Origin of the sequence: Micromonospora citrea, assembly GCF_900090315.1 — a bacterium.
Classification (GTDB): domain Bacteria; phylum Actinomycetota; class Actinomycetes; order Mycobacteriales; family Micromonosporaceae; genus Micromonospora; species Micromonospora citrea.
Window position 1 is genome coordinate 2,225,745 of the sequence record NZ_FMHZ01000002.1, and the last position, 15,006, is coordinate 2,240,750.

A 15,006-nucleotide genomic window follows, 5' to 3' on the forward strand; every position below is an offset into this window, starting at 1 on the left:
ATGGACGCTCCCCGTCACCCGCTGCGGGTTGCGTACGTCCTCCTACGAGACCCGAGCTACAGCGAGACCTTCATCACGTCCGAGATCGAGGCGGTCCGGGCCACAGGTGCGATCGTGGAGGTTTTCGTCGCGCGACAGGGCGGCCGGGACGCCGAGATGCAGCAGGTCGCCGGCACGCTCCTGCGGCACCCGCTCCGCGCGCAGGAGGAGGTGCGGGCGCTTGGCGCGTCGTACCTGCCCCGGGCCGTACTCGCGGCCGGTCACGCGGACCGGCTCGCCGGCCCGGTCGCCAACTTCCGCCCGGACGTGCTGCACACGCACTTCGTGAACCTGCCGACCGCCGTCGCCGTCCTGGTCGGCCGGCGGATCGGGGTCCCGGTGACGGCGATGGCGCACGCCGCCGATTTCCTGCTGGACCCGAACGGAGCGGCCCTGGACCGCCGGCTCCAGCTGCTCAGCCACCTCTTCGTCATCTCGCGGGCCACGGCGGGGCAACTGACCGAGCGGGGCGCGAACCTGTCGACGATCCCGCACGGGGTGGTCCGTGCGGCGTTCGACGGGGAGATCACGGAGCCCCGGCCGCGTCCGAGCGGCGACGTGACCCGCCTGGTCACCGTCGCGCGGCTCGTGGAGAAGAAGGGTGTAGACACGGCGATCGACGGCGTCGCCCAACTGGTCCACGGCGGCCTCCCGGTGCGCTACGACGTGTACGGCGACGGGCCGCTTCGGACGACGCTGCAGGAGCGTGCCAGCGCGGCAGGCCTCGCCGACGTGGTCACCTTCCACGGCGCGGTGAGCCACCGAGTGGCGACTGCCGCACTCGCCGACGCCGACGCCGCTGTGCTGCCGTGCCGCCAGGCGGCGGACGGTGACCTGGACGGCATTCCCGTCTTCCTCATGGAGGCCGCCAGCCGGGGAGTGCCGGTCGTCACGACCGCCGTGTCGGGCATTCCCGAGTTGATGGGCCCGGCCGGCGGCTGGCAGGTGCCACCGAACGATCCGCAGTCCCTGGCCGACGCGGTGCGGCACCTCGTGCACAGCCCCGAGGAGCGGTGGCGACGGGCCACCAACCTCGCGGTCCGGCTCCGCGAGGAGTTCTCCCCCGGATTGCAGGCCCAGCGGCTGCTCGCCGTCTGGAATCGGCTGGCGGGCCGGGGGGATCTCGCTCCGGCCGGCGCCGACGAGGGAATCCTGGGCGCCGGGCCGGCGACCGGGACGGGTCCGCAGGGCGCCACCACCGAGGAGGCCGGGGCGAGATGGACCTGACGGTCGTCGTCACCTTCTTTCCGCTCCCGCAGGACCGGGGCGACCCCATTCGGGTGTTGATGATGCTGCGCACCCTGGCGCGGGTCCAGCCCTACACGCTGTTCGTGGTCCGCCGCCCGGAGACCACCCCCGAACAGGTGACTCAGCTACGTGCCCTGCTGCCCGGTGTCACCGTGCGGGACTTCAGTGCTTCGCCGTATCGGCTGAACCGGCTCGGGCCGCTCGGCCGCTACCAGGAATCCCTGCGCGACGGCCTGCCGCCGTGGGTACGCACCCGCTACAGCCAGGACCTGCACGAGGCACTCCGCACCCGCACCGGGGCAGGACTGGCCATCGGCGAGGCGGCGGGGGCGTACGTCCGGGACACCTCCCTGCGGTGGCACTGGGACAAGGCGAACGTGCTGGCCACCAGCAGTCGCCAGGACATCGACGAGGCAGCCGGTGTGGCCCACCACCTCAGGGCGCACTACCTGGCCCGCATCTCCACCCGTTTCGAGGAGCAGGCCCTGGCGAACGCGACCACGGTCTCGGTCACGAGTGAGGAGGAGGCGACGCGACTGGCACGGACGTACGGTCGCACGCCCGACTTCATCCTGCCCAGCTGCGTGCCGCAGCCGGACGGTTACGCGCCCCGCCCGCTCGACCGGCGGCTGGTCTGGCTCAGCAGCTTCTCGTACCAGTCGAACCTACTCGGCCTGCGGCGATTCCTTGCCGAGGGTTGGCCGCAGTTGAGCCGCGCCGGGTTCACTCTCGAACTCGTCGGCTCGGGTCTCACCGACTCGGTTCGCGACAGCTTGACCGGGCACGAAGGCCTGGAGGTCGTCGGCTGGGCCCCCGATCTCCGCCCTGTCCTCGCCCGGGCCCGGGCCGCCGTGGTGCCGCTCTGGAGCGGAGCCGGGGTGAAGCTGAAGACGCTCACCCTTCTCGCACACGCGGTTCCCGTGTTCAGCACGCCGGTGGGCCTTGAGGGCGTCCCTCCGACCGACGCGGTCCGCGCGGCCGACACTCCCGAAGGGCTCGCCGCCGCGCTCCTCGCGGCCGATTCCGCGCAGCTCGACCGGATGGCCACCGAGGCGCGGCGCCTGGTACGGGAACGGTTCTCGGAGGCGCACTTCGCGGACCAGCTGGTGGGCTCGCTCGGCCGGTACGGCATGCTGGGCGAGACCGTTCCGCACGAGGGTCCGTGATGTCGACGCGGAAGCTCGTGTCCGCGTCGTTCGCGAACTTGCTGATCCCGATCAGCGGCCTGCTGGTCAGCCCGTTTCTCTCCCGTGAGCTGGGTCCCGAGGGCCGGGGCGTCTACGCGGCGTTGACTCTGCCGATCGTGGTGTGGGGCTGGATCGGCACGTTCGGCCTCCAGGACGCGCTCAGCTACCACGTCCGGCAGCGCCAACTGTCCAGCCGCGCCGCGGCGAAGGTGAGCCTCGTGGCGATGGCACCGCTCAGCGTGCTCGCCGTCGGCCTGCTGGCGGTGCTCGGGTTCGTCCTGTTCTCGGACGCCGACCAGTACCGCGAGTTCCTGGTCCTGGCGCTGCTGGCCCCCCTGCACGTGGTGGCGAACCTGTTCATCGGCGCGTTGACCGGCAACTCGGACATCAGCGGGTTGAACCTGGTGAAAGTCGTGCCGGCGATGGTCCGGACCGGGCTGGTGATCTTCGTCTGCCTGGCGTTCGACGTGAACGCGTACCAGGCCGGGCTCATCTTCGCCGGCTCGGTCCTGACCGGGGTGGTCCTCGGGCTGGTACGGCTCTGGGCGGCGCCCGACACGGGTCCGGTGGAGGCGGCGCCACGGGTACCCACCGGCTCGCTCATCCGTTACGCCCTGCTCTGCCTGCCCGGCGTGCTGGCCGCGGTTTCCAGCGCCCGCCTGGGTCAGATCATCGGGCTGCCGTTGATCGGCGCCCGAGAGCTCGGCTACTACGCGGTCGCGGTCAGTGTCGCGGAGATTCCGATGGTCATGGCCACCGCCGCCAGGTCGATGCTGATGGGCCGTCAGGCCAGTGGCGACGTCCGGGCGGCGACCCAGGTCGCCCGGCTCGCGGTCCTGGCGTCCGGCGTGGCGTGCAGCGTGCTGGCGCTCATCGCCGGGTTCGCCGTGCCGCTGGTCTTCGGCACCGCGTTCACGCCGGCCGTGGCGCCGACGATCATCCTCTGCGCCGCCACCGTCCTGTACGCCTGCATGACCATCTACTCGGCGGCGCTGCTGGCGCACAACCGGCCCGCCTGGTCGTCCACCGCACTGGTGACGGGTTCCCTGGCCGGCGTGGTGGCGCTGCTGGTGCTCGCCCGGTTCGGCGCTGTCGGGGCTGCGGTCGCGAGCTTCATCGGCTACGCCGTCACCATGATCATCACAGCGCTGGGAGTCGGACGGGTGCCGGAACTACGCTCGCTACGCATGCTGACGGTGCCGTACGACGACGACCTGCGTCTCATCCGCAACAGGGTCGCCACGATTACCGCCCGTCTGCGCCGAGCGGATGTGACAGGCTCCGGTCCGGGCACGGGGACGCCCGCTGAGCCACCCAGCACCTCCCTCGTGGGGCGTGCCGTGGCCGCGGGCCACCGGCTCGGCCCGGGCACCGTCGGGGCAGCCGCGCTGATCGTCGTGGCCTGGCTGCGGATCGTCTCCGCGCAGACGATGCAGCTCCTCACCGCCGGACGGCCGACGTTCAACTCCCGCGAGGTGGGCGGATCGCCTGTGGCCGACCTGATCGGCGACGGTCTCACGCTGCTGTACCTCCTCCTGGCCGCCGGCCTCGCCGCGCACGGACTCTGGCGCCACCGGCCGACCGGGTACCGGTGGCTGGCCGTCGCCCTTGCCGCGCTGCTGGCGATCGAGTGCGCTGCTCTGCTGCACGGGCAGACGCCCGGCGCCGTCGCGGCGGCCTTTCCGCTGACGGCGATCGCGATCTGGGCGCAGCGACCTCGGACAGCGGTACTGGGCGTCATCGGCGCCCTGGCGGGGCTCACCGCTCTCGGTTCGATGATCTTCGCCGTCGTGCGGCCCGACCTGGCGCTCCTCACAGGAGCGGCGGCGGGAGACAAGACGGTCCTGCTCGGCGGCCTGCTCACGGGGCCATACCTGCACTCGAACGTGCTCGGTCTCGCACTGGCGCTCGGTGTCGCCTTCGTCTTCTACCTGCGCCATCCCGCGCTCCGCTGGACCTGCCTCGCCCTGATCCTCGTCGCCCTGTACTGGACCGGTTCGCGAACGAGCCAGCTCGCCGCGGCCGCGGTGGTCGGGTCGTACCTCGCGATCCGGCTGCTCCGGGGGCAGAGCTGGCCGGCCTCTGTTCTGTTCGCCGCCGGAGCGCTGCTGGTGGGTGTGGTGCCGCTGGTCACCAGCGACCCGGCGAGCTTCAGCGAGAGAGGCCAGATCTGGGGCGGCCTGCTCGAGCGGTGGAGCGAGAGCCCGTTGGTCGGTTGGGGTCCGGAGGTCTTCCAGGATCCGGCCGTCACCGCCCTGATCGGCGGCCAGTTCAACCACGGCCACAACGTCATGGTGCAGTTGCTCGTCGTCGGCGGCCTGGTGGCCCTCGTGCCGTTCGTGCTGCTGTGCGCCCTGGCCTGGAAGCGAGCCGCCGCGCTCACCGCCGGTGGTCAGCCGGCCCCGCTGCTTTTCCTCGTCGCACTCGCGCAGGTGTCGTGGCTGGAGGCGTCTCACGTATCGACGACGCTGACCGGCTACGTGACCTGGCTGCCGATACTGGCGATCGCGCTGGCCACCCGGCCTACGGCACCGCTCCCCCCGGATGCGAGCGTGCCCACCGCACCGCGGTCGCCGGAGCAGCCGACGGTCGTCCGAGGACGCTTGTCGGTGCCGATGCCCACGACCGCCGAGCAGTAGGCGGTCCTGCCCTGGCGCCTCTGTGAACGGTGCTGCTCTCGTGCCACCCGAAACAGGCTGGCCGGGCGGGCCGCGAGCGGGTGTCGCTGTGCTCAGAAGGGCCGGACCGGCCGGGCGGAGCAAGCCCGGCCGGGAAGTGGCAGAGACGCCGGCTGGCGCGTCAGAAGAGGGCGACGTCGCGGAGGTAGTTGGCGACCCGGCGCAACCGGTTGGCGCCGTCGACCGGCGCCGTCATCCGGAACACGAGTTGACTGTCGACGCGGCCGCTGTCGCCTCCTCGCCAGTAGGCGACGATCACCAGGCCGTACCGCTGTTCACCGTCGATCTGCAGCTGGCTGGACTCGGCGAAGGCGACGTTGTCTCCACCACGCGTCCACTGCAGGTTCCAGGCTTCCTCTGCCTGGCGCATGGCGGTCTGCCGCTTCGCGTCGCAGGGCTGCAGGCAGTCCCGCACGATCAGCTCGCCGCCGATCGCGTCGGCCCCGGTCGCGGGCGTGCCGCAGTTGTACTTGACGAACTCCTCGCCCCGGCCGGCGAGCGTGCACTCCCAGTCCACTGGGACCTTGACCGGGAAGGGGAGACCCTCCAGGCCGGTCACCGTGCGAACGTTGTCGCGGGTACCGAACTTCGGCCACTGGCTCGGCCACGCTCCGGACTTCGGCGGCTCGATACCGGGCGACTGCGGCGGCGAGGTTGGCAACGCCGGCGGTCCGGCCGTGCTGCTGCCACTGCTGCTCGGCGACGCCGCCACCTGCGGCGGCGCCTCGTCATCCGCCCCCACCCAGAAATACACGCCACCGGCGCCGGCGAGCAGCACCAGGACCAACGCAGCGATCCCGACCAGGAGCCCGGTCCGCCGACGGGGCTTCGAGGGTGTGATGCGACGGTCCTGCGGGGCGAACGGGTCGGCCGGGGCCGGGACGGTGGACGGGTTGGGCCGCACGAACGGCATCTGGGCCGTGGCACCGTCCGCCGGCACCAGGTCATCCGGAGACGCGGCGGGCGAGGCCGGAGCGGCCGACACCGGCGTTGGGGACGCCGACACCGGCTGGCCGGAGACCGGGGTCGCCTGCACCGCCCAGGGCGCGTGGGGCATCCCCGACACGGGCTGCGGAACTCCTGAGACCGGCTGCGGAACACCGGAGACGGGATGCGGCACCCCACTGACCTGCTGGGGCATCCCCGAGACCGGACGGTCGGCCGTCGGATCCGGGGTGTACTCCACACCGAGCGCGCGGAACAGCTTCTCCGCCCCCGGCCCGACCTCCGCCGAGTACGCGACCCAGGGCGCGGCGGCCGAGAAGTCGGCGTACGCGTAAGGCAGGGGATCCGCCGCCTGCGCCAGGGAGTTCGTCATCCCGGCGAACGCCTCCCGCCAGCCTGGGGCGGCGGCGACGGCGGCGTCCAGGACGGCAACGGTGACCAGGCGACCCTGCTCGTCGATGGCCGCCCATGCCTTGCCGACCGGCGAACTGCCCAGCACGTGGGTGAACCTGTAGGGACCTCCCGGCTGCATGCCAACTCCTCTGTTCAACCGCCGTGCGGATCCTACAGAGGTGGTGCCAGCGCCTTCGCCTGCCCGTCGTGCGCCTGACACTTGCCGGGATTCCGGAGACGTCTGACGTGCCTCCGGGAGTCACCGGCCGACCGCGCAACGTGGCTCGGTGAGGAGGCTTGCTCGGTGAAAGTTTTCATGCATAGAGTCAGCGTGTGAATGACGGAGCTGTCGCGGCGCCCACCGACCAGGTGTCGGGCCTGTTCCAGGGGGTCCGGCTCACCCCCACCCAGCGCCGCATCGCGCACTGCCTGGTGCAGCACGCGCCGACCGTGGCGTACCTGTCGGCCGCCGAGGTGGCCGAGCTGGCGGGCGTCAGTCAGCCGTCGGTCACCCGGTTCGCGGTGGCGCTCGGCCACGACGGCTACCCCGCGCTGCGCCGCCGGCTCCGCGAGCTGACCGCCGGCGCGCCGGACGGTCCCGCCGACGCCGGCAACGAACTCCAGCAGGCGGTACGCGCCGAGATCGGCAACCTCGACCGGCTCGCCGGGCAGCTCGCCGACCGGGAGCGCATCGCCGAGACGGGGCGGCTGCTGGCCGCCAGCCGTCCCCTGCCGGTGCTCGGCCTGCGGGCCGCCGCGCCGCTGGCCGCGTACTTCGCCTACTTCGCCGCCAAGGTGCACCCCGACGTGCGGGTCCTCGACGACGGCGGCAGCCTGCTCACCGACCGCCTCGAACAGGCCGCCGAGGCCGGAGCCGGCGCCCTGCTCGCCTTCGTGCTGCCCCGCTACCCCCGGGAGACCCTCGACGCGCTGCGCGAGGCGCGGGCCGCCGGACTGCGGGTGGTGGCCATCACCGACTCGCCGGTCAGCCCGGCCACCGAGCACGCCGACGTGGTGCTGCCCGCCGCGGTGGGCGCGCAGCTCGTCTTCGACCTGCACACCGCCCCGATGACCCTGGCCATGGTGCTGCTCCAGGCCATCTGTGACGCCGACCCCGCCGACACCCAACGCCGGCTGGAGGCCTTCGAGGCGTCCGCCGCCCGCCGCCAGTTGTTCCTCGGCTGAGAGGAGACCCGAGATGTCCCAGCCCGTCCGCGCCGCACGCGGCACCGAACGCACCGCCCGAGGCTGGCCCCAGGAGGCCGCGCTGCGGATGCTGATGAACAACCTCGACCCGGAGGTGGCCGAGCGCCCCGAGGACCTGGTGGTCTACGGCGGCACCGGGAAGGCCGCGCGGGACTGGCCGTCGTACCACGCGCTGGTGCGCACCCTGACCGACCTGCGCGACGACGAGACCATGCTGGTGCAGTCCGGCCGGCCGGTTGGCGTCATGCGTACGCACGAGTGGGCGCCCCGGGTGCTGCTGGCCAACTCCAACCTGGTCGGCGACTGGGCGACCTGGCCGGAGTTCCGCCGCCTGGAGCAGCTCGGCCTCACCATGTACGGGCAGATGACCGCCGGTTCCTGGATCTACATCGGCACCCAGGGCATCCTCCAGGGCACCTACGAGACGTTCGCCGCCGTCGCCGCCAAGATCGCCGGCGCCCGTGGCGACGGGCAGGAGCTCAGCGGTGGCACGCTCGCCGGCACGCTGACGTTGACCGCCGGCTGCGGCGGCATGGGCGGGGCGCAGCCCCTCGCGGTCACCATGAACGGCGGCGCCTGCCTGATCGTCGACGTGGACCGCAGCCGGCTGGACCGCCGCGTGCACGACCGCTACCTCGACGAGGTGGCCGACTCCCTCGACGACGCCGTCGAGCGGGTCCTCGCCGCGAAGCGGGACCGCCGCGCGCTGAGCGTCGGCGTGGTCGGCAACGCGGCCACGGTCTTCCCGGAGCTGCTGCGCCGGGGCGTCGACGTCGACGTCGTGACCGATCAGACCAGCGCGCACGACCCGCTGTCGTACCTGCCGGAGGGGGTGGAGCTGGCCGACGCCCGCGACTACGCGGCGGCGAAGCCGGCCGAGTTCACCGACCGGGCGCGGGCGTCGATGGCGCGGCACGTCGAGGCGATGGTCGGGTTCCTCGACGCCGGGGCGGAGGTCTTCGACTACGGCAACTCGATCCGGGGCGAGGCCAGGCTCGGCGGGTACGAGCGGGCCTTCGACTTCCCCGGCTTCGTGCCAGCGTACATCCGGCCGTTGTTCTGCGAGGGCAAGGGCCCGTTCCGGTGGGCGGCGCTCTCCGGCGACCCGGCCGACATCGCCGCCACCGACCGGGCGATCCTGGACCTGTTCCCCGAGAACGAGTCCCTGGCCCGGTGGATCCGGATGGCCGGCGAGCGGGTCGCCTTCCAGGGCCTGCCGGCGCGGATCTGCTGGCTCGGCTACGGCGAGCGCGACAGGGCGGGGGTGCGGTTCAACGAGATGGTGGCCTCCGGCGAGCTCTCCGCGCCCGTGGTGATCGGCCGGGACCACCTCGACTGCGGCAGCGTGGCGAGCCCCTACCGGGAGACCGAGGCGATGGCCGACGGCTCCGACGCGATCGCCGACTGGCCGCTGCTCAACGCGCTCGTCAACACCGCCAGCGGGGCGTCCTGGGTGTCGATCCACCACGGCGGCGGGGTGGGCATCGGCCGGTCGATCCACGCCGGTCAGGTCTGCGTGGCCGACGGCACCACCCTGGCCGGGCAGAAGATCGAGCGGGTGCTCACCAACGACCCGGCGATGGGCGTAATCCGGCACGTGGACGCCGGCTACGACGCCGCCCGCGAGGTCGCGGAGGCCACCGGCGTACGGGTGCCGATGGCGGAGGGCGGCAACCCGTGAGCGGCCTCGCCGCCCGGTTCCGGGCGCTGTGGGACGAGCTCGCTCCGGTCGGGCGGGACGAGCGCAGCGGCGGCTACCTGCGGTACGCGCTGACCGGGCCGGAGCTGCGGCTGCGGGAGTGGTTCCGCGGGCAGGCCGACCGCCGGGCCATGCCGGTCACCGAGGACGGCAACGGCAACCTCTTCGCCTGGTGGGGTGAGCCGGAGGCGGGCGGCGCGGTGCTGACCGGCAGCCACTTCGACTCCGTGCCGCACGGCGGGGCCTACGACGGGCCGCTCGGCATCGTCAGCGCGTTCCTCGCGGTCGACGAGCTGCGCGCGGCCGGCGTCGCGCCGGCCCGGCCCGTGGCGGTCGGCGCGTTCGTCGAGGAGGAGGGGGCCCGGTTCGGCGTACCCTGCCTCGGGTCCCGGCTGCTGGCCGGGGAGATCGCGGTGGACCGCGCGGCCGGGCTGCGCGACGCCGACGGGGTGAGCTTCGCCGAGGCGCTGGGCGCCCGGCCGGCGGGCGCCCGGCCGGAGCTGGTCGGCCGCTTCGTCGCCTTCGTCGAGCTGCACGTGGAGCAGGGCCGCGCGCTGGTCGAGGCCGACGCGCCCGTCGCGGTCGCCAGCGCGATCTGGCCGCACGGCCGCTGGCGCTTCGAGTTCACCGGCGAGGGCAACCACGCCGGCACGACCCGGATGTCCGACCGCCGCGACCCCATGCTGACGTACGCCTTCACCGTGCTGGCGGCGAACAAGGAGGCCCGGCTGCGCGGCGCCCACGCCACCGTCGGCCGGGTGGCGGTGGAGCCGAACGCCACCAACGCGATCCCGTCGAGGGTGACCGGGTGGCTGGACGCCCGGGCCGCCGAGCCGGAGACGCTGACGGGGCTTGTCGACGCGGTCCGCGCGAAGGCCGCCGAGCGGGCCCGCCGCGACGGTACGGAGGTGGCGCTGACCGAGGAGTCGGCCACCCCGCTGGTCGCCTTCGACGGTGGCCTGGCCGGCCGGCTCGCGGCCCTGCTCGACGCGCCGGTGCTGCCGACCGGGGCCGGGCACGACGCCGGGGTGCTCGCCGCGCACGTGCCCACGGCGATGCTCTTCGTGCGCAACCCGACCGGGGTGTCGCACTCCCCGGCCGAGTCGGCCAGCGACGACGACTGCGCCGCCGGGGTCACCGCCCTGGCCCGGGTCCTGAAGGAGCTGACATGCCGCTGACCGCGGTCGGGCGACGTGCTCCTTCCCGTCGGCGGGGCCGGGGTAGCTGTTGCGGCCCTTTCGAGCTGATGTCGCAGACGATTCAGCCCGGCGGCGGCCGACCGACGCCGCACGCCCACCAGCCCGGCGGCGATCCGCCGGCACCACAGCCGATCCGGCCCCACCGTGATCGACTGACGTCGCAGACGATTCAGCCCGGCGGCGGCCGACCGACGCCGCACGCCCACCAGCCCGGCGGCGATCCGCCGGCACCACAGCCGATCCGGCCCCACCGTGATCGACTGATGTCGCAGACGATTCAGCTCGAAAGGGGGCGGACGACATGACCGCGACCCGCTGGCTGGCCGAGTACGCCTGGCTGCCCGAGCACGCCGAGCCGACCGCCGACGTGCTGATCGAGACGGCCGACGGGCGGATCACCGGGGTCACGCCGCTGACCGGCGGGCCCGGCGTCACCACCGGCGTGGAGGTGCTCGGCGACGCCGTCCGGCTGCCCGGGCTGACCCTGCCGGGGCTCGCCAACGCGCACTCGCACGCCTTCCACCGGGCGCTGCGCGGGCGCACCCACGGCGGACGCGGCGACTTCTGGACGTGGCGCGACCGGATGTACGCGGTCGCCGCCCGACTCGACCCGGACTCGTACCTGGCCCTGGCCCGGGCCGTCTACGCCGAGATGGCGCTGGCCGGGATCACCTGCGTCGGCGAGTTCCACTACCTGCACCACGACCCGGACGGCACCCCGTACGCCGACCCGAACGCGATGAGCGAGGCGCTGGTCGAGGCCGCCGCGCACGCCGGGATCCGGATCACCCTGCTGGACACCTGCTATCTCACCGCCACCGTCGACGGGCAGCCGCTCGCCGGGCCGCAGCGGCGCTTCGGCGACGGCGACGCGCTGCGCTGGGCGGAACGGGCCGCCGCGTTCGCGCCCACCGACGACCACGCCCGCGTGGGCGCCGCGATCCACTCGGTGCGCGCGGTGCCGGCCGGGCAGCTCGCCACGGTGGCCAACTGGGCGGACAGCAGGGGCGCGCCCCTGCACGTGCACCTGTCCGAGCAGCCCGCCGAGAACGACGCCTGCCGGGCCGCCCACGGCCGCACCCCCACCCGGCTGCTCGCCGACCACGGGGCGCTCGGCCCGGACACCACGGCCGTGCACGCCACCCACCTGACCGGCGGCGACCTCACCCTGCTCGCCGACGCCGGCACGGGCGTCTGCCTCTGCCCCACCACCGAGCGGGACCTGGCCGACGGGATCGGCCCGGCCCGGCGCATGGCCGACGTCGGCCTGCCGCTCAGCCTGGGCAGCGACAGCCACGCCGTGGTCGACCTCTTCGAGGAGGCGCGCGCCGTCGAACTGGACGAGCGACTGCGCACCCGCCGCCGCGGCCACTTCGGCGCCGCCGAGCTGCGCGACGCGGCCACCGTGGGCGGCCACGCCGCGCTGGGCTGGCGCGACGCCGGGCGGCTCGCCGTCGGTGCCCGCGCCGACCTGGTGACCGTACGGCTGGACAGCCCGCGCACGGCCGGCGTACCCCCGGTGGGGGTGTTCTTCGCGGCGGGCGCGGCCGACGTCACGCACGTCGTGGTGGACGGCCGGCCGGTGGTGCGCGAGGGCCGGCACCTGACCGTCGACGTGCCGACTGAGCTGACAGCGGCGATCGAGGAGGTGACGTCATGAGCAGCCTGCTGGTCGACGACATCGGCGAGCTGGTGACCAACGACCTCGGGGGCGAGGGCGGCCCGCTGGGCATCCGGCGCGACGTCGCCCTGCTGGTCGAGGACGGGCGGGTGGCCTGGGTCGGACCGGCCCGCGACGCGCCAGCCGCCGACCGGCGCCTGGACGCGCGGGGCGCCGCCGTGCTGCCCGGCTTCGTCGACAGCCACGCCCACCTGGTCTTCGCCGGGGACCGGGCCGCCGAGTTCGCCGCCCGGATGGCCGGGCAGCCGTACACCGGCGGCGGCATCCGGACCACGGTCGGCGCCACCCGGGCCGCCAACGACGACGAGCTGCGGGCCACCGTGCGCCGGCTGCGCGACGAGGCGCTGCGGCAGGGCACCACCACGATCGAGATCAAGAGCGGGTACGGCCTCACCGTCGCCGACGAGGCCCGCTCGCTGCGGATCGCCGCCGAGGTCAGCGAGGAGACCACCTTCCTCGGCGCCCACGTGGTCCCCGCCGAGTACGCCGACCGCCCCGACGACTACGTGGGTCTGGTGTGCGGGCCGATGCTGGCCGCCGCCGCGCCGCACGCGCGCTGGGTCGACGTCTTCTGCGAGCGGGGCGCCTTCGACGCCGACCATACCCGGGCGATCCTGACCTGCGGGCAGGCCGCCGGGCTGGGCGTGCGGGTGCACGCCAACCAGCTCGGCCCCGGCCCGGGCGTCCGGCTCGGCGTGGAACTGGGCGCGGCGAGCGTCGACCACTGCACCCATCTGACCGACGCCGACGTCGACGCGCTGGCCTCGACCCGGGTCGGCGACACGTCCGACGGGGGCGGGCACACCGCCACCGTGGCGACCCTGCTGCCCGGCGCCGAGTTCTCGACCCGCTCGCCCTACCCGGACGCCCGCCGGCTGCTCGACGCCGGGGTCACCGTGGCACTGGCGACCGACTGCAACCCCGGCTCGTCGTACACCTCGTCGATGCCGTTCTGCGTGGCGCTCGCCGTACGCGAGATGCGGATGACCCCGGCGGAGGCCGTCTGGGCGGCGACCGCCGGCGGCGCGCGGGCGCTGCGCCGCGACGACGTCGGGGTGCTCCGGCCCGGGGCCCGGGCCGACCTCGTGATCCTCGACGCCCCGTCCCACCTGCACCTGGCCTACCGGCCGGGTGTGCCACTGATCCGCCAGGTCCTGCGCAACGGAGTCCCCCAATGACGCCTGTCTCCATCCTGCCCACCGGCATCTCCCCCGCGGACGTGCTCGCCGTGGCGCGCGGCACCGCCAAGGTCGTGCTCGACCCGGCCGCCGTGGACGCGATGACCACCAGCCGGTCCATCGTGGACGGCATCGAGGCCGCCGGCCGGCCGGTCTACGGCGTCTCCACCGGCTTCGGCGCGCTGGCGAACACCTTCGTCGCGCCGGAGCGGCGCGCCGAGCTGCAGCACGCGCTGATCCGCTCGCACGCCGCCGGGGTCGGCGCGCCGATGCCGCGCGAGGTGGTGCGGGCGATGATGCTGCTGCGGGCCCGCTCGCTGGCGCTCGGCCGCTCCGGGGTCCGGCCGCTGGTCGCCGAGGCGCTGGTCGACCTGCTCAACCACGACGTGACGCCGTGGGTGCCCGAGCACGGCTCGCTGGGCGCCTCCGGCGACCTGGCGCCGCTGGCGCACTGCGCGCTGGTGCTGCTCGGCGAGGGGTGGGTGCTCGGCCCGGCCGGCGAGCGGGTGCCCGCCGCCGACGCGCTGCGCCAGGCGGGGCTGACGCCCGTCGAGCTGGCCGCGAAGGAGGGGCTGGCGCTGATCAACGGCACCGACGGCATGCTCGGCATGCTGCTGCTGGCGATCCACGACGCCGCGCACCTGTTCACGATGGCCGACGTCACCGCCGCCCTCGCCATCGAGGCGATGCTCGGCTCGGAGCGGCCGTTCCTGCCGGAGCTGCACGCCATCCGGCCGCACCCCGGCCAGTCGACCTCGGCGGCGAACATCCACCGGCTGCTCCAGGACTCCCGGGTGATGGACTCGCACCGCGACGACCTGGCGCACGCGGTGCAGGACGCGTACTCGATGCGCTGCGCGCCGCAGGTCGCCGGGGCGGCCCGGGACACGCTCGACTTCGTCCGCACCGTGGCCGACCGGGAGCTGGTCTCGGTGGTGGACAACCCGGTGGTGCTGCCGGACGGCCGGGTCGAGTCGACCGGAAACTTCCACGGCGCGCCGCTCGGCTTCGCCGCGGACTTCCTCGCCATCGCCGCCGCCGAGGTGGGCGCGATCGCCGAGCGCCGGGTGGACCGGCTGCTCGACGTCACCCGGTCCCGGGAGCTGCCGGCGTTCCTCTCCCCCGACGCCGGGGTCAACTCCGGGCTGATGATCGCCCAGTACACGGCGGCGGGGGTCGTCGCGGAGAACCGCCGGCTCGCCGCGCCCGCGTCGGTGGACTCGCTGCCGACCAGCGGCATGCAGGAGGACCACGTCTCGATGGGCTGGGCGGCGGCCAAGAAGCTGCGCACCGTGCTGGACAACCTGACCAGCCTGCTCGCGGTGGAGCTGCTCGCCGCGGTACGCGGCCTGCAGCTGCGCGCTCCGCTCGTCCCGTCGCCGGCCGGCCGGGCCGCCGTCGCGGCGCTCGCCGGGATCGCCGGGGAGCCGGGGCCGGACGTCTTCCTCGCCCCGCTGATGGAGGCTGCCCGGGCCGTGGTGGCCGGGCCCGAGCTGCGCGCCGCCATCGAGCGCGAGATCGGTCCCCTCGGCTGACGGCCCGCGCCGGGCCGT

The 15,006-nt window shown here is 74.2% G+C and carries 10 protein-coding genes; 9 read left to right on the forward strand and 1 reads right to left on the reverse strand.

What is annotated here, in order from left to right:
• The 3 genes from GA0070606_RS10135 to GA0070606_RS10145 are packed head-to-tail and all read left to right on the forward strand — an operon-like array spanning position 1 to position 5,113.
• Complete coding sequence (locus GA0070606_RS10135) at positions 1–1,266, forward strand: glycosyltransferase (protein WP_091097104.1); 1,266 nt, start codon at positions 1–3, stop codon at positions 1,264–1,266.
• Positions 1,257–2,453 carry a glycosyltransferase gene (locus GA0070606_RS10140; RefSeq protein WP_091097106.1) on the forward strand — a complete coding sequence of 399 codons (1,197 nt, stop codon included), beginning with the start codon at positions 1,257–1,259 and terminating at the stop codon, positions 2,451–2,453. The genes GA0070606_RS10135 and GA0070606_RS10140 overlap by 10 nt, the downstream gene beginning before the upstream one ends.
• Positions 2,453–5,113 (forward strand): O-antigen ligase family protein, encoded by a 2,661-nt coding sequence (locus tag GA0070606_RS10145; protein ID WP_091097108.1) that lies wholly within the window; start codon positions 2,453–2,455, stop codon positions 5,111–5,113. The genes GA0070606_RS10140 and GA0070606_RS10145 overlap by 1 nt, the downstream gene beginning before the upstream one ends.
• 160 nt (positions 5,114–5,273) lie before the next feature.
• On the opposite strand, the gene GA0070606_RS10150 is transcribed toward GA0070606_RS10145, so the two are convergent.
• Positions 5,274–6,629, reverse strand: coding sequence for a hypothetical protein (locus tag GA0070606_RS10150; RefSeq protein ID WP_091097110.1), 1,356 nt, complete (start codon positions 6,627–6,629; stop codon positions 5,274–5,276).
• A 194-nt stretch (positions 6,630–6,823) separates the two neighbouring features.
• Between GA0070606_RS10150 and GA0070606_RS10155 the strand changes: the two genes are divergently transcribed.
• The 6 genes from GA0070606_RS10155 to hutH all read left to right on the forward strand — a co-directional run bounded on the left by GA0070606_RS10155 (position 6,824) and on the right by hutH (position 14,988).
• The gene (locus GA0070606_RS10155) at positions 6,824–7,675 is read left to right on the forward strand and encodes a MurR/RpiR family transcriptional regulator (RefSeq protein ID WP_091097112.1); all 852 of its coding nucleotides are present in this window, start codon (positions 6,824–6,826) and stop codon (positions 7,673–7,675) included.
• Between the two features lie 13 nt (positions 7,676–7,688).
• A complete protein-coding gene (gene hutU / locus GA0070606_RS10160) occupies positions 7,689–9,377 on the forward strand; it encodes a urocanate hydratase (RefSeq protein WP_091097114.1) in 1,689 nt (562 codons plus the stop codon).
• Positions 9,374–10,573, forward strand: coding sequence for an allantoate amidohydrolase (locus GA0070606_RS10165; protein WP_091097116.1), 1,200 nt, complete (start codon positions 9,374–9,376; stop codon positions 10,571–10,573). Before hutU ends, GA0070606_RS10165 begins: the two co-directional genes overlap by 4 nt.
• 322 nt (positions 10,574–10,895) lie before the next feature.
• Positions 10,896–12,254 carry a formimidoylglutamate deiminase gene (locus tag GA0070606_RS10170; RefSeq protein WP_091097118.1) on the forward strand — a complete coding sequence of 453 codons (1,359 nt, stop codon included), beginning with the start codon at positions 10,896–10,898 and terminating at the stop codon, positions 12,252–12,254.
• A complete protein-coding gene (gene hutI / locus GA0070606_RS10175; protein WP_091097120.1) occupies positions 12,251–13,453 on the forward strand; it encodes an imidazolonepropionase in 1,203 nt (400 codons plus the stop codon). Before GA0070606_RS10170 ends, hutI begins: the two co-directional genes overlap by 4 nt.
• Complete coding sequence (gene hutH / locus GA0070606_RS10180; RefSeq protein WP_091097122.1) at positions 13,450–14,988, forward strand: histidine ammonia-lyase; 1,539 nt, start codon at positions 13,450–13,452, stop codon at positions 14,986–14,988. The genes hutI and hutH overlap by 4 nt, the downstream gene beginning before the upstream one ends.
• The last annotated feature ends 18 nt before the right edge of the window (positions 14,989–15,006 follow it).